We start from the raw sequence: 16318 nt of genomic DNA on the forward strand, positions 1-16318 counted from the left end.
AACAAGGGGGTCTGTCCCGGGACAGACCCCCTTGTTTATTTCAATAAGAAAGATGCTTGATCTATTATTTCTATATCAGAACGTTTTTTGACTTCTCTCATTAACTGAAATAATGCCATGTCCTTTTTCTTGGATTCAATCATACAGTCGATCTGGTCCACACTTCCTTTAATTTCTTTTAAGAAATGAAAGAACATTTCTATATCCACGAAATCAGCATGATGACGGAACTGCTTTTCACTTTTAGGACTTGAGATGTGCATCTTTAATGGAAGTGGTGATTTTTTCCACGTTTCGACCACTCGTGGCCAATGCTGCATCCAGTTGTCGTCATAATGGAAGGCTAGGTGGTGATGATAGTCAAATACAAGAGGAATCGCAAGCTTTTCACATAAATACAAGGCATCCGACATAGTAAAAGAAGTATCATCATTTTCTAACATGATCATTTCCTGCAGTGGTACAGGCACATACGCCCAATTTTGAATAAAGCGCTCAAGTGCTGTGTCAGTTTCTTTGTAATTACCGCCTACATGCATCACGCACCTATGCATGGTGTTAATTCTCATCTTTTTTAGAATTTTATAGTGCATCTGCAATGTTTTTATAGAATTTTTCAGTACTTCTTTTTTCGGTGAATTTATGAGTACAAAATGATCCGGATGGAAATCCAGCCTCATAGTATGTTTTGCAGCAAACGCCCCGATTTCATGCAGTTCATCTGTTAATGGATTAATATAATCCCAATCCAGCAATTCCCCATGATTTGCAAGTGGTATCAGTCTTGAAGTCATTCTGTAAAATTTAATATCGTGAGCAACTGCATGTTTTAAAATCCTTAACGTGTTATGTAAATTAGCTTTGGCGATTCTTTCTAGTTTCCTCTTTCCCGCTTCCTTATTTTGAATCTGGCTGAACTGTTTGAATGTCATGGTTTGAGAAGGAGATGCATTTTGCAGCTCCATGCTCATGGCAACAAAACCTATTCTGACAATGGTCATTCGTGACACCTCGATTCGTCACTATCAGTATGACCCCGCAAACGTGTTGCTTAACCATTTTTACGTTGATAGCTTTCATCAGTTTTTATAAGAAGATTTCCTGAATGGAAATCGACCTTTTTTACCTGCCTTTCATTTTATACTTCTTTAAAAGAGGCAAACGTATGCAGGTTTTCTGCGGTTTTTCTTAATTAAGTCTAATCTGAAATTATTAAGTCTGTTTGAGAGTGAATTAAGTCTAATTCTTCATAATTAAGTCTCTTTCAACACTAATTAAGTCTAATCTGAAATTATTAAGTCTCTCGATAAATTTCGACGCACCACTTCCGCAATAGCTCCCATTAATATCCCACTAAAAATCAGAAACGAATTGTGCATATACAAAGTCTTCGATATTCGCCCCTTATCAATGAACATAAAAACACCCCGGCACTTTACGTGCCAGGGCGTTCAATTAAGCAGCAGCTGATGACCGCTTTTTCTTTTTACGATTAAACAGCTTTCCGATGTTTGCCAGCATTTCATAGATTACCGGTACGACAACTAACGTTAGTAATGTTGAAACCGTTAATCCGCCAATTACTACTATCGCTAAGCTCTTTGATACTAGGCTTCCGCTTTCTCCGCCAAGCATCAATGGAATCATCGCACAAATGGTTGCAACAGCTGTCATTAGGATCGGACGAAGACGAGTAGCTCCTGCTTCTAAAATGGAATCTCGTACACTCAATCCTTTATCTCGCTGCTGTTGAACGCGGTCGATAAATACGATAGCGTTTGTAACTACGATTCCGATTAACATCAATGCTCCGATGAGAGAAGAGATATCCAGCGGAATGCGAGATATAGCAAGTGCAATAATAGCACCGACTGCTGCAAAAGGTAATGAGAATAAAATTGCGAACGGCGCGCGTGCCTGACCGAATGTAACGACCATGATCAAGTACACAATGAAAATCGCTGCCCCCATCGTCATGAACAGATCCATGAACTGATCGTTCATTTCTTCGCCTACTCCGCCTATTGCTACTTTAACACCATCAGGTTTCTCAAGTTCTTTAACAACATTAGAAACATCAAGGTTTACTTTCTTCACATTTTCATCTGTGATCATGCCTGTAACTTGCAAATACTCTTTCCCGTCTTTACGGAATACTTGTGATTTCGCAGGCTTAAGTGTTAAGTCCGCAACATCCTTCAATGCGACAGGTCCCTTTACTGGTGAAAGAACGATCGAACTCATCAAGTCTTCACGGTCATTCACGTCACTTAAGTCATAACTCATGACTACTGGCAGTTTAATGCCATCTAACGTAATTTGGCCGACCGGACTATTATTGACTAATCCTTTTAGTTGTTGAGCAATATCAGAAGGTGTTAACCCTGCCTCTTGCGCTTTTGATTGGTTAACGTTCATTACCCATTCATTTTTAATATCTTCATTATTGGACTGTACATTTTCCAGCCCTTTTACATCTTTTAATTTCTTGGTTAACTTTTCAGCCATTGGTGCAAGGTCAGTCTGCTTTTCAGCTGTGATGTTCAGCGTTAATATATTTGAGCTGCCACCCATCATACTCGCCTTATTTGCAGAAACCGTTGCTGGAGCAAACTCTTTTTCGAGATTTTTCATATCTGATAAGAATTGATCTGTATCAGCGCCTTTTTCCATTTTAGCAGTGAAGGTTGCAACGTTGTTTCCTTTTGCTTGACCCCACTGTGCCATTTCACTGGATACACCGACTTGTGAGAAACTTGTTAATACACCATCGTGATTTTTAATTTTTTCTTCTAGTTTAAACGTACCCGCTTTTACATCATCAAAAGAGGTATCTTCAGGATATTCCATCGTAACGTTCACAATACTTTCTTCTGCCGAATCCATTGCCCCCGCTGGCATCACAGCATAAAGTGCAATTGATCCCGCAAAAAGTAAAATACAAATTCCGCTTACGATCCATTTATGGTTTAAAGACCAGTTTAGGATGTTTAAGTAGCGTCTTGGAGGTTTTGGCGTATGTTCTTTTACGTTTTTCAGCATTTTGTAACTCATTAACGGTACAACTGTAAGCGCCACAAGCAGTGATGCCAGCAATGAGTATACAACCGTTAATGCAAACGGCAAGAAGAAAACGCCTAGTGCTCCTTCAACAAGTCCGACAGGTAAAAATACAGCGATTGTTGTAATTGTGGATGCTGTAATAGCTTTTGCGACCTCTCTTACAGAATCAACGATCAGTTCTTTCGAGCGTTCTCCTGTTTGCAGACGGCGGAAGATATTCTCGATAACTACGATACTATCATCTACTAGCCGCCCTACTGCGACCGCTAATCCGCCTAGTGTTAAAATATTCAGTGTAATCCCTGATTGATGCAATAAGAATAACGTTAAGCAAATTGATAACGGAATACTGATTACAGCAATAATTGTGGATTTAAAATGACGCAAGAAAAGCAAGATAACAACAGAAGCAAACAAAGCTCCTAAGGCAACTTCTTTCGCCATGCTCATTACAGAATCATACACAGAGTCAGAGGTTGCGAAAAATACTGCCAGCTTAAAATCCTTTCCGTACTGCTTATTAATCTCTTTCATTTTGGCGCGTACATCGTCGCCAACCTGAACAGCATTAGCATTTGATTCTTTTGTTATAGCTAAATACATAGCATCTTTTCCATCAACATGTGTAATGGAATCCAAGTGCTGAACATCTTTTAACTCAGCTACATCTTTTAGTAAAACTCCTGGTGCAACAGCGATATTTTGCCATGCATCCAAATCTTTCATTTCACCAAGCACACGAAGCGTGTTCGTTTTTTCTTCAAGTGTTACATCTCCAGCTGGAATCGAAACATCTTTTCCTTGAAGTGCTGCGATAATTTGCGGTGCTGCAACCTTCTTTTCCATGAGCTTAGCTTGATCTAATTTTAACGTAATTTCACGAGTTGCTTTTCCGTACAATGCTGCATCAGAAACACCGTCAACTCCTTCAATCTGTGGAATGACTTCTTCTTCAATCAGCTTATAATCGGTTGCAGTAAACGCTCCATCCTTGTTAATTGTCATATCCATAATTGGAATCATCGACGTATTTAACTGGACAACAAATGGCTTTTGCACCCCTTCTGGCAACGGGAAGCTATTCGTCTTTCGTTCTACTTCTGCAGTTACTTCCTTCATGTCTGTATCCATATTAACAGTTAAGTCAATTTTGGAAATCCCTTGACCCGATACAGAAGTAACCGATTCAACGCCTTTAATATTGCGAAGGTCTTGTTCCAAAGGTTCTGTAATGGTATCTGTCATTGTCTCTGAATCCATACCATCTGCAAGTGTTGTTATTGTTACCATTGGATTATCAATACTCGGTAAAAATTCCATCGGTAATCGCTGACCTGCATAAACCCCTAACGCAGAAATCAACAAACACATGATTACGATGGCTGAACGGTTTTTCAATGAAAACCATGTAAGCTTCAACATCTCCCTGCCTCCATCCCTTACAGCCTTTAAGTACGAAAGGCTCACTTTTTATACAATACTTGGATATTGTAGTACGATTTGAATGTAAAAACAAGCTGCATCTATAAAAATTTTCCAAATGTACACAAATCCCTATGTATCAACAAAAAACTATATGTTTGTCCTCCATTTTTTATTCTTTTTAACTGAAAAAACCACCCTAAAATTTATAGGGTGGAGTCCAAAATCATTAAGGTAAGTATCTTCGTGCGCCTGCATAAATATCTTTCCAGTATTTTGTGTTCATCGACTGGATGCGGACGCCTTTAGTAGTAGCCGCTATGAAACTTTTATTTCCAAGATAGATCCCTACAAAAGAGACACTTTTACCATTCGTCTTAAAGAATACGAGATCTCCTAATTTTTCTTTTCCTTTAGTAACAGCTGCTCCGCCGTTAAACTGTGCAGCAGACGTTCTTGGAATTTCTTTTTTTACAACAGTTGTTTTAAAGATATATTTCGTAAAGCCCGATGCATCGAAGCCTTTTGGTGTTGTACCTCCCCATTTATAGGGAGTTCCCATATAGACTTTGGCCGTTTCTGTTACTTCTTGGTCATAGGATGGAGAAGCTTTAGCGACTGTTACACCGCCTAGTATAAACATTTCGGCAAGTCCTAATGAAACAAATGCGATTAAAATACGTTTCATATAAAAACATCCTCTCTTTTTAGCTTCTTTACTAGATTAGACGAAGAGAAGAGTAACAAGGTTTCTATTTTCCCATAAGAAAAAGACTGCAAAATGCAGCCTTTTTCGACATTATTGTTCATAGAAATTAATTCCGGTTACGTCTTTGATCGGTTCCTTTAGATTATATGTCCCTATTGAATCTTTTCCAGGTATATTAAACTTTACACTATGATAACCATAACTTTCAGCAGTAAGCAGAATACCATCAATCATCATAATATTGCTTTCTTCTTCCTTATAAAGTTTAAATGAATGAGGGAATGTTACTTCAATTGAATGTTTACCGGTTATTTCAACTTTTAGTTCCAAATCTTTCGGCAGCAATGGTGTCAATCCACGTTCTTGATCATCATCCATTTCATTAATTGCTTCACTAACGTCTTTTGGCATTTCTTGTGTTTCTTTCCCAGCTGAATACAGGCTTACGATAAACGTATCTGTTGTTGGAGTATCAAATCGATAAAATGGAGATCCTGCTGGCGCCGTTATGTCCTGTTCTTTCTTTAAACCGATGTTAGGGAACTCGTAACCTTTCTGCCCATTCATCCGAAATTCAGCTTTTTGTTTTTTATTAAAAAATGTTAATGAGAGCAATGGATCTAGCAAATCCTCGTCCGCTTCATAAATAGACCCAGGCGGCCAATCGATGATCACCGTTTCTTCCTCTTCAGTAATCTTTGCACGATTTAAAGAGCTTTCAGAAAGTCCAGCATTCTCTGGCTTGAAATTTCTAAGCTGCTCTTTCACATTTTCTAAGTAGTTCGACTTTTTGGTAACAAAACTGACAGGAATTACGATTTGAGCTTGATTATCTAAATAGGTTACTGTTACCCAGTCCGTTTTTGCATTGGCAAACTCTTTCGCCAACTTTGGTCCGTGATAGTTAACGTTGACAGGGGTAACTGCATCCGTACCGTTTAAAGACATGGTTGAATTGGATTGATCTGCAGCCTTGTCAAAACTCGCTTTAGATTCCATTTTTCCTGACTCAGCGATTTTATACGATACGTTATCCATCTTACCGCTGTTTTTAACAAGTTCCGGAGCAAAAACGCCAAACAGCACAAGTGCACATGCAGTTGCCAAAGCAGGAAGCCCCCAAGATGGAATGCTGCGTCTACCCTTTGTTTGTTTATAATTAATATTAGCTTGTATTCTCAGAAAAAGGTCTTGTTTGGATCGTCGGTCTCTTATAGGCGGCAGATTCTTAAGCAGCTGCTCAATCTTTTCGTCATTCCACTTAATTGGTTCCATCTTTCAATTCCTCCTCCAGGCCCGGATGCTGATCAAGCCATTTGCGCAATTCTTTTATGGCCCGGTGCTGGGTGGTTTTCACTTTACTTTCTGTCCAACTTAAAATTTGTGCAGTTTCCACAATCGATAATGATTGGATATATCGAAGTACCAACACCTGTTGTTGATCAAATGAACAGCGTTTTAGCATTTTATACAAATCTTTGAAAGACTCTTTCTTAGCTACTAACTCTTCTGGAAGGGGGTCTTGATCACGTAAAACGTTTTCGCTTTCTTTAATATCAAAGAACAAAAATTTCTTGCTCCGTCTTGCTTGCTTCCTTAACCAGTCAATGGCCACATGTCTAGCTATGGAATATAACCATGTTTTTTCCGTACTCTTTCCTTCAAAACTTTCATATGAGTTTAAAACCCGGATGTAAACTTCCTGTACGAGATCCTCTGCCGACTCCCGGTTTCGGACCATATAGAACAAAAATTGAAACAACGCGTGGTGGTACTCGTCGTACAACCGGTCGAACGTTTCTTTCACTACTAATGGCCCCCTGTCTCTCTCTATTTTATGTAGTCGAATTATTTTAAAAAAAAGTTACAACTCACTATTTCACATTACAAGTCTACCTTTAAAAGATACTTACGGAAAGGACCATTTGGTCGATATTTACCAACAAATCTAGTTCTGCTTTGACAAATAAAGCCAAACAAAACAAAAACCCGCTGAATTCAGCGGGTTAATTTATTTATTCATAACATAACTTATAAACATTTCCTCAAGGGTTTCCCAAGTTTTGCGATATTCTGCTTCATTTCCTAAAAAAGAATAGTGTAGTACATTTCCGTCTCGAATTCCCCAAAATATACGTGATATATTCTGCGGATCAAGATTCTCTTTTATTTCACCAGCAGATTGTCCATCCTGGATAATCGTAACAATATAATCAATGAATTTATTATATCTTTCTTCTAAAATCACCCGTAAATCATCTTGCCTAGATCCATACAGCCAAAATTCAATATATACTCTTCTTGCCTGCTGGATTTCTTCTGTCAACTCTTGCTCTCTGAAACGGCGGAATATATTGATGAGTTTTTCTTTAGCACTTTTAAGTAACGAATTCTCTTGTGCGACTTCATCAAAAAACGAATTCGTATTAATTTGCAGGAGCTGCAGATAAATTTCCTCTTTACTCGCGAAGTAATTATAGATAGCACCTTTACTAATATTAGAGTCTTTTACGATATCATCAATAATGGTCGCTTGATATCCTTTTTCTCCAAAACACTTTAAAGCGCTCTCAATAATTTGGCTGCGTTTTTCTTCCTTGTATTGCTCTGAAACCTTGGGCATGATGCTTCCTCCAAAAAACTAAGTCTTTCATGTTTAGTATATCAAAGTTTTCAGTCTATTTCGGAAAAAGTTTTAATAGAATTCTGTTCTGCTTCTTTTTTTATCGGAAGAGCCATATGCACTTGTTCTACAAATGTTGTAAACCCTGCATTCGTTAGTAAATGATTTAGTGCGTTATCTTTCTTTGGAACATTTAACGTTATTCTTTTACAAGAAGTTTCCCAAGGTCCGAATGCAGCATCTAATAGACTTGCTGTAGCTTCCTCATCAGATTCTAATTGCGGGTCAGTGAAACATTGGTAAAGAATAATCGCTGCAAGTTCACCTTTTTCATTGTAATTATTCTTGTAAACCGTATAGCCAACAGGCTTCTCATCTTTACTTGCGATCACACATGTAAAATCTTTTAAGCTCGCAAATTGTGTCTGCCATGCCGTCAATGGCTCATAAAAGGAAACTTCTTTAATCGCATGCAAGTTCACTTCTTCTATTTTTATATCCTTATTTATCTCGCAAAAATTGGAGACTGGTCCATCATGGTTTAAGAAGATAAGTTCTTCAAATTTTTCGTAACCCATTTTTTCATATAGTTTAATTGCTGCTGTATTGCTCATAATCGCTTCGAGTCTTGCAGTATCTACCTCTTTTTGAGCATAAATATCTAAACAGACAGAAATCAGTTTCTTGCCGATGCCCATTCCTCTAAAATCAGGAGCGATTGCTGTGCCGCCATTCCAAACATAGCGTTTGCCATTAATTTCTCGAAAGCTGTTTAATACAAAACCAGCAAGTTTGCCTTCGTACACGGCTACAACAGAATCTTCGAGGGAAATACCTTCGCCCGCTACTTTTTGAATAAAACGGTTAAGATCCATCGTCATATCAGAGAAATAATGTTTCCATGATTCATTCCATAAAGAAATCGCTTCATCAAAACTCAATTCACTAAAACGCTTAATAACTAACACTAGCCTCACTCCTCAAGTCATGTTTTAAAAACGACTGGTCGTTTTATTTTATTCTATAAAAAAAATTCTGTAATGACTATAAGATTCGTTCGACAAAAAAAAGCTGATTTCATGAGATTAGATGATAATCCGCATAAACCAGCTTTCGAACTTACTGTTTACTTTTTTCTTCAAAAAGCATTTTAAAATGCTCGTAGTATTCCTCTAGTTTCCGGTCTTCTTGTTTAATAAAATCATTTCTTTCTTGATCGGTTTTCTTTTCTAATCCGCTGGCTCCAAATTTAGTTAAGTCATCCAAAACACCAGAAGTTTTTTTTCCTATCTCAACATCCTCTTTAAGCAATTGTGAGATCTCTGTCAGCCTGTTCAGCTCATCCTCGGTGGAACTCTTTTTTTGAAGAATCTGTCCTAACATAGAATAAAGAAGCTGTGCTCTTTCTTTTGTCTGAGCTTTCATACTATCACTCCTCACCACCCATCATTCCCCTCCTTGAATATAATAAACTGTTTTATTTAGGAAAAGATTGGGTAAATCAAGGGTAGTGTCCTAAAGAAAGGAAGAGTGCTGTGGGAAAAAGAACAGAGCTCCGTCAAAGAAAAAAACAATCCCTTTGGATTCGTCGAACTGCCCTTGTAACATTACTATTTTTTCTTTCCAGCATTACATTCGGCGGTGCTATGATATATGCCTATGTTAACGGAACTCCTAAATTAACAAAAGAGGCCCTGCGCGATCCGCAATCATCCATGATTTATGATATGGACAATAAGTTCGTAACATATGTAACTGGGAAAGAACGTCGGGAATATGCGAAAATTGGAGAGATTCCTGAGCTTGTACAGCAAGCGTTTATCTCAACAGAAGATACTCGTTTTCGAGAACACTTCGGAATTGATGTTAAACGCATAGCCGGTGCAGCACTTGCAAACGTGAAAGATGGTTTTGGTGCCGAGGGTGCTAGTACAATCACGCAGCAAGTTGTTAAAAATAGTGTTTTATCATCAGATAAAACGATTAAACGTAAAATCCAAGAAGCTTATTTAGCAGTTAAACTAGAACAAAAATACTCAAAAGATGAAATTCTTGAGATGTATTTAAATAAAATCTACTTTGGCAGCGGTGCCTATGGTGTAGCTACAGCATCAAAAACATACTTTAATAAGCCATTATCCGATTTAACACCTGCAGAAGCCGCTTTGTTAGCTGGCCTTCCTCAAAGACCAAGCGGTTATGACCCTTTTCTTCATCCTAAACAAGCTGAAGAAAGACGAAATACGGTACTTCATTTAATGTACAAAAATGAAGCTATAACGAAAGAGGAAATGGATAAAGCCTTAAAAACACCTGTTACTGATTCACTCGTAAAAAACCAAGGAAACCGTCTAAAATATGAATCTTTTATTCAGCAAGTGATTAAAGAACTGAAGAAAAAAGGTGTTTCTGAACCAGCAATCTATGAAGGCGGATTAAAAATATACACAACACTCGATCCAAAAGCACAATCACATACAGAAAAAGTGCTGGCAACAGACGAATTTGTAAAATACCCTAGCGACAAATTTAAAGCGGGTGTAGCGCTGCTCGATACAAAGACTGGAGCTATCCGGGCGATCGGCGGAAACCGCACAACTAATAAAGATGATGTAATAGGCGGCTTTAACTATGCTACTGATATAGAAAGACAGCCTGGATCGACGATTAAACCCATCCTTGATTATGGTCCTGCTATTGATCAGTTAAAGTACCCAACATATAAACAAATCAAAGATGAAAAATTAGAAATTGGAGATTGGGAAGTCAACAACTGGGATGATGAATTTCATGGAGAAATCTCAATGAGAGAAGCCCTTGTTAACTCTTACAATATTCCTGCTATCAAAACCTTTATGGAGGTAGGATCTAAGAATGCAGTCGGTTTCGCCGACAAACTAGGCATCCATATTGAAAATGCTACACCTGCATATGCAATAGGCGGGTTTAGCCGCGGACCGTCACCGTTAGAAATTGCCGGTGCATACACAGCATTCGGTAATAAAGGAATATATCATGAACCTACTACTCTAAGAAAAGTTGTATTCACAGACGGCTATGAAAAAACATATGAATCAAAACCTGTTGCTGCCATGCATGATTACACTGCTTACATGATTACAGATATGCTTAAAGACGTTGTTGAACGAGGAACTGGAACATTGGCTGCCATACCGGGACTTGAAGTTGCTGGTAAAACTGGCACAACAAACATGCCAGAAGGAGTAGATATTGAGAAAGGTTCAAGTGATTCGTGGTTTGCCGGATATACAACTAACTATACTGCAGCTGTCTGGACTGGTTATGACAAAACAACTAGTGAACAATACTTAACACCAGAAGACCAAAAGATTGCTAAATATATCTTTAAATCTATCGTATCTGAAGTTTCTAAAGATAAGAAAACGGCTGGATTCGAACAGCCCAAGTCCGTTGATGAGATTTATGTAAATAAAGAAACTGGATACATTTCAAAAGATAAGAACAGCTCTAATGTGACAAGAGAATTAATTGTTAAAGGAACTTCAACGAAAGAGCTTGTAAAACCAGTAAAAGAAAGAAAGGCAAAAACGACCAATACAGATAAAGACAAAGTGAATAATAAGGACAAGGACAAGAACAAAGAGAAAGAGAAAAACAAAGAGAAAGAAAATGATAAAAAAACAGATAAAGACGAGAAAACCGATGATGATAACGGCTCAGGCGATAAACCGCCAGTAGTTGAACCTGGAAATCCAGATGAACCTGATAATCCAGATGATCCAGGAACAACGGATCCACCGCCGCCAACTGATGATGATAATCCCGATGATCCAGGAACAGATCCAGATAACCCTGATGACCCTGGGACAGATCCAGGAACAACAGATCCACCGCCAACAACAGGGGAAACGAACGGAACAACTACAGGTACTACTGGAACTACCGGAACGACAGGTACAACGAACACATCAGATACAACTTCTAAATCTCCTGAAAATTAATACGAAAAAAGTAACCCGCGAATAATGTCGGGTTACTTTTTTATTTCCTAAGATAATTTCCGGGGAAATTCGACTTCATTTCCCATTTGTTTACACTTCTTGCTTGTGTATATCGATTCCTTTAAATAAAAGAAATTCTTCAATCTGTGATTGGTGATGCTGATCATGTTCTACAAGACCCTCTATATACTCCGATAATGTTACAACACCTTTTCCTAGCTCGATTTTTCTTTCCCATATTGGAGCAGGCACTTCTTCGAGCATTTTCGCAACAAAAAATCGACACTCTACTACTTCATGGATTAATTCATTCTTTGATATTCCAGATCTCGCCTCATCTGCAGCATTTTTATTTATTTCCTCTGGGTCAAAATTTTTATTTGTTAATTCGGTACCGTTGATGAAGTACTCCACTCTTTCATTCCACACGAAATTATCCCATGCCTTTATATGGGAAACGATCTCGCCAACTGACCATTTTCCTTCTTTTATCTCAACAAGCCAATATTCTTCTGGCATCCTTTTTATTGTTTCTAGCCACTTTGTAAAATTTTTATATTTAACTATTACTTCATTCACCTTACATTCCTCCAATTTTATTAACTTTTTTAAGAAAACATAGGGTTTTGTCCCTGTCACTCCTTCTCTTGGGACATACACTGTATGGAAAGCAAATGGCACAAGAACGAAGGAGGAATTACAGCATGTTTGGAAAAAAACAAAATCAACGTAACTGGGGTTATCAAGGTTATGGTTGCTGCAATCCGTGTGGCGGCTATGGCTATGGTGGTTATGGTGGTGGCAGCGGCGGCGCTTTTGCGATAATTGTCGTGCTCTTTATCCTTCTCATTATTATCGGTGCGTCGTTTACTAGATAACAGAAAGAAAAAGGCGAGAGTTCAGTCTCTTGCCTTTTTTTATTTACATTATCAGAAAAGTATAAATTTTTAAGAGGCTGATGTTCGACGCAGCAACATGTTAAAGTCGTTAGTATAAGTACAACTAGGGCTGACAGAAAAGGATTGTCGTCAGCCAAGTTTTCTTTATCCGGTTCTTTGATCTGATATAAAAGTAAATGAAACATGGCTAGGAAGCGGCTGTTTATTGTTCTTTTCGATTCTCTTGCCTCTTTTCCTGCCAGTTATTTGGTAAGTTGCCCTTTTTAAACCTTCAGCCATAAAGTTAAAAGCTAAAATCACTAGGGCAAAGCTCATTACCGGAAAAAACACCAGCCATGGTGCAAGTTTAAGCTGATAATAATAAGTTCCTAACAAACCTGACCATTCATTAGAATTAGATGCCGGTATCATGAACTCCATTGCGAATTCACGCATTGTCGTCCCGCCAATAAAAATCTGCAATATTCCCAAATGTGCCAGTAAGAGAAGAACGGCAATGACTTGCTGTACATAGATCAAAATCAGTTTCGGCCATAAGTGAGGCATAATATGTTTCCACAAGATCCTTAATCGGCTGCTGCCTATTAACTTTGCGCTTGTAATAAATTCTTCCCGCTCTATTAAACTGATTTCTTCTTTAATGAGTATCGCTGTGTTGGGGACGGCGATCAGTACGATAAAAAACATTTCGAAAAATACTTTTTCCCAAAATGTAATTACCTCCGCTTTCATAATGGGTCCCACTATAAAGAAGATAAGAAGAGCTGCTGGCACATAATAAAAGGATTGTGATAAGCCTTTAATAATTGAGATCGTCCTCCCGAGCCATACTAGCAAAATGCCCCCAAAGAATGATAAGGCTACTCTTAGCAAGCTTGCTAAAAAGGCAATCCCTAATGTATATTTCGCTCCAGAAACGAGTTGGAAAAACAAATCGACTCCCATTCTGTCACTGCCAAACCAATATTTACTAGACGGTTCAAATGGTGCCTTATCAAAAGGAGTTCCTTCTGCGTTATACATATATTGATCCTCATAAATTTTGTTATCCATTATAAATTGATGATAAAAACTAAATAATAGTATTCCCGCGACAAAAAGGAATCCAATAATAAAAAATGGCTCTTTCCAAATATTCCTTATCATTTTTCACCAACCCATTTATACGTTAAAATTCTGCCCGCTGTGAAAAATAAAAACATCGGTACAAACAATAAAATCATAGAAATGGTGAAAATGGCTGGTTCACCGTTCTCCCTAACAAACGTGGTGATACCATAAATATTAAACAAGTATTCTACCATCAATAAATTAGAGAGCATAAACCATAAAATATTTCGCGACTGATGAAAAACACTTAGAAGTGTATTTGGGAGGACATGCCTCCAGAGAATTCTGAACCTGCTCAGTCCCTTACTTCTTGCCGTGTCGACATATAGCTTTCCTAGCTCATCCTCCATATTCAATAGTAAAATCCTTAAGATTAGAAGTGTTGGGAGTACCGTTAAGCAAAAAGTCGGTACAAAATAAGTTTTTTGATCAGAAAAAGAAACGATTTCAAATAAGAGAATGTTCGTTTTTTTGAAGAACCAAATGATAAAAAACTGCATGCCAATAGCGATCATGATGTCTGGTATGGATTCAAATACAAATGAAAAAACACGGATTTTTTCTGTAGCTCTCGGTGGAAGTGAAAAAATAAAAATAGCAAATAACAAAGCGAGGATCAGTGCGATAAAAAAAGCAGAAAATAAGATCGTTAAAGAGTAGCTGTAAATGGACCACAAATCTGGGAAGAGTGAGTATTGTCCTCCTCCGCCACTAGCAGTAAAATACATAAGTTCCGATGGATGCATAAGCTTGTTTAAAAGCTCTTTCACCCCATCGAAATATGTGCCGGCTTGAAAAGCCATTCCTTGAAACATAAAGGGAACCGAACCTAGTAAAACAATTCCTACAATCGATAATATTAGTGACATCAAACTGTCTTTTACGATATACGGCATGACATCCCATCCCCCTATTTTTTTATCGTTTTTTTATATTCTTTACTGGCAAGCACGTACTCTCTAATATTGTATTTTATCGCTAGTATCGTAGAAAGATCACCGTTACACCCATCCAATTGGAGACTCTCATTGCTTTCCCTTACATTCATACATTCAATTTTACCCGTTGGCATGCCATAGCTCTTTTCATAATTCGTGAAAATCGTTTTATCTTTATTAATAAAATGCAGGTCACTCGTAGTCGATTTTCCTTGTTTATTAAAAACGGTTATCTGGACCTTACTTTCTTTTCCTTCATTTACATCATCTAAAAATGTGAACATGGGCTGCAGGTTTTCTGCTTTTACTGCTCCCGTTAATAATTCATTTGTTTTATCTGACTGGTTTTGAATAACGACATGGTTTTTTTTGATAGCATCCTTTACAGTAAACTCCGGTTTCTTTTCTGAATCCTGATCGGAGCAAGCCGCTAACGCGAATAATAAGATAACAATGCATAATCCCCATAATTTTTTCAATATATATTCCCCCTTAATGTTAAGACGAACAAACTGCAATTAGTTATTCGAAATTAGAAAAATTTACCTAATATTAATTTCTCTAGAAAATAAAAAAAGCCTCTCTTTTTTTCAAAAGAGAGACATTTGTTTACAGTTCTAATGTTAACGGTGCATTTTCATCGCTATTCATCAGCCTTATGGATGATGGTTTAATTTTCAAAAGGATATAGTTCCGATCTTCTGGCCCGTTAAAATAATGAGACATTTGTTCAGACCAATATTTTTCTTTTAGAGCAATATCATCTTGGATAGTTGCGATGCCTTCTACTTCCAGATAAGAATCTCCGTAACCTTCGCCTTCATATCCAACTAATAAATGAACATTCGGATTTTCTTTAATTTCTTCTGCTTTATGAGTCTCAATACTCGTAGGCGTATAAAATGTGAGATCTTCGTGGAAAAACGTCATGTATCTAGAATGTGGTTTGTTCTGCTTTACGGTTGCAAGAACTCCAGTTTGTCTTTTCTCTAGTTCTTCTAGGACTTTATTCTTTAATTCTGCTTTATCCATTTCTTCCACTCCTTTAAAGTTACTCTCTCTTAAATCTACCTTTTAGGATGGAATATAAAACATCTTGTTATGCATAAGCATATAATAATTATTTCAATGCTTCCTTTTCTACAAGCTCCATAAAATCTTGTACTACTTTATTGTTGTTTTTGTCCCCTGCTATTTTTAATAATACTCTGCCTAAAAAATTTATCCCTTTGTTTTGCCCTTTATAAATAAATCTCGTACTGTTTTCATCTACTTTAATCAATGTAAAAGCCGCTTCCACTTCAAATGCTTTTCCGAGTGTGAACTCCATTTTTTTATGTTTTTTCGAATCTGTATTTTCATATTCCGTATATTCTACAATATATGTCTCGACTCTCTTGCCCTCTCTATATTTTTGTTCATAGGTTGAACCTATTACACCTTCTTTTATTTCAAGCGGTTTATGATCTACAACATTAGGCATGATTCTCTGAAGATTACGATCTTCAAACAGCTCCCACACTTTGTCTATTTGAACGGGTATTACTTTCTCTTCACTCCATGTAATCATT

16 protein-coding genes are annotated in these 16318 nt (G+C 37.5%); 2 read left to right on the forward strand and 14 right to left on the reverse strand.

Annotation, left to right across the window (positions count from 1 at the left end; genetic code table 11):
• Positions 1-35 precede the first annotated feature (35 nt).
• The 8 genes from uvsE to RGB74_RS18980 form a co-directional block, all read right to left on the reverse strand.
• Positions 36-1001, reverse strand: a complete 966-nt coding sequence (gene uvsE, locus RGB74_RS18945) for a UV DNA damage repair endonuclease UvsE (RefSeq protein ID WP_310760799.1) — start codon at positions 999-1001, stop codon at positions 36-38.
• A 454-nt stretch (positions 1002-1455) separates the two neighbouring features.
• Positions 1456-4485, reverse strand: coding sequence for an efflux RND transporter permease subunit (locus RGB74_RS18950; protein ID WP_310760801.1), 3030 nt, complete (start codon positions 4483-4485; stop codon positions 1456-1458).
• Positions 4486-4714: 229 nt separating this feature from the next.
• The gene (locus RGB74_RS18955) at positions 4715-5173 is read right to left on the reverse strand and encodes a C40 family peptidase (RefSeq protein ID WP_310760802.1); all 459 of its coding nucleotides are present in this window, start codon (positions 5171-5173) and stop codon (positions 4715-4717) included.
• A 111-nt stretch (positions 5174-5284) separates the two neighbouring features.
• Positions 5285-6469 carry a hypothetical protein gene (locus tag RGB74_RS18960; protein WP_310760804.1) on the reverse strand — a complete coding sequence of 395 codons (1185 nt, stop codon included), beginning with the start codon at positions 6467-6469 and terminating at the stop codon, positions 5285-5287.
• Positions 6456-7001, reverse strand: coding sequence for an RNA polymerase sigma factor SigX (gene sigX, locus RGB74_RS18965; protein ID WP_310760806.1), 546 nt, complete (start codon positions 6999-7001; stop codon positions 6456-6458). Before sigX ends, RGB74_RS18960 begins: the two co-directional genes overlap by 14 nt.
• 204 nt (positions 7002-7205) lie before the next feature.
• Positions 7206-7817: a TetR/AcrR family transcriptional regulator gene (locus tag RGB74_RS18970; RefSeq protein WP_310760808.1), complete on the reverse strand. Its 612-nt coding sequence runs from the start codon at positions 7815-7817 to the stop codon at positions 7206-7208.
• A 50-nt stretch (positions 7818-7867) separates the two neighbouring features.
• On the reverse strand, positions 7868-8785 hold the full coding sequence (locus RGB74_RS18975; protein ID WP_310760809.1) for a GNAT family N-acetyltransferase: 918 nt from the start codon (positions 8783-8785) through the stop codon (positions 7868-7870).
• 151 nt (positions 8786-8936) lie between these two features.
• Complete coding sequence (locus RGB74_RS18980; RefSeq protein ID WP_310760810.1) at positions 8937-9242, reverse strand: hypothetical protein; 306 nt, start codon at positions 9240-9242, stop codon at positions 8937-8939.
• A gap of 110 nt (positions 9243-9352) precedes the next feature.
• On the opposite strand from RGB74_RS18980, the gene RGB74_RS18985 reads away from it, so the two are divergent.
• On the forward strand, positions 9353-11800 hold the full coding sequence (locus tag RGB74_RS18985; RefSeq protein WP_310760811.1) for a transglycosylase domain-containing protein: 2448 nt from the start codon (positions 9353-9355) through the stop codon (positions 11798-11800).
• Between the two features lie 90 nt (positions 11801-11890).
• Here the strand turns inward: RGB74_RS18985 and RGB74_RS18990 are convergent, their stop codons facing one another.
• Entirely contained in the window at positions 11891-12379 is a 489-nt protein-coding gene (locus tag RGB74_RS18990) for a DinB family protein (protein WP_310760812.1), read from the reverse strand.
• 125 nt (positions 12380-12504) lie between these two features.
• On the opposite strand from RGB74_RS18990, the gene RGB74_RS18995 reads away from it, so the two are divergent.
• Positions 12505-12678 carry a YjcZ family sporulation protein gene (locus RGB74_RS18995; RefSeq protein WP_310760813.1) on the forward strand — a complete coding sequence of 58 codons (174 nt, stop codon included), beginning with the start codon at positions 12505-12507 and terminating at the stop codon, positions 12676-12678.
• Between the two features lie 165 nt (positions 12679-12843).
• On the opposite strand, the gene RGB74_RS19000 is transcribed toward RGB74_RS18995, so the two are convergent.
• The 5 genes from RGB74_RS19000 to RGB74_RS19020 form a co-directional block, all read right to left on the reverse strand.
• Positions 12844-13845, reverse strand: a complete 1002-nt coding sequence (locus RGB74_RS19000; RefSeq protein WP_310760814.1) for an ABC transporter permease — start codon at positions 13843-13845, stop codon at positions 12844-12846.
• Complete coding sequence (locus RGB74_RS19005; protein WP_310760815.1) at positions 13842-14705, reverse strand: ABC transporter permease subunit; 864 nt, start codon at positions 14703-14705, stop codon at positions 13842-13844. The genes RGB74_RS19000 and RGB74_RS19005 overlap by 4 nt, the downstream gene beginning before the upstream one ends.
• Positions 14706-14719: 14 nt before the next feature.
• On the reverse strand, positions 14720-15226 hold the full coding sequence (locus RGB74_RS19010; RefSeq protein ID WP_310760816.1) for a hypothetical protein: 507 nt from the start codon (positions 15224-15226) through the stop codon (positions 14720-14722).
• A gap of 130 nt (positions 15227-15356) precedes the next feature.
• Positions 15357-15779: a pyridoxamine 5'-phosphate oxidase family protein gene (locus RGB74_RS19015; protein WP_310760817.1), complete on the reverse strand. Its 423-nt coding sequence runs from the start codon at positions 15777-15779 to the stop codon at positions 15357-15359.
• An 88-nt stretch (positions 15780-15867) separates the two neighbouring features.
• On the reverse strand, positions 15868-16317 hold the full coding sequence (locus RGB74_RS19020) for an SRPBCC family protein (RefSeq protein WP_310760818.1): 450 nt from the start codon (positions 16315-16317) through the stop codon (positions 15868-15870).
• Between the last annotated feature and the right edge of the window lies 1 nt (position 16318).

The organism is Bacillus sp. NEB1478 (assembly GCF_031582965.1).
Lineage (GTDB): Bacteria > Bacillota > Bacilli > Bacillales > Fictibacillaceae > Fictibacillus.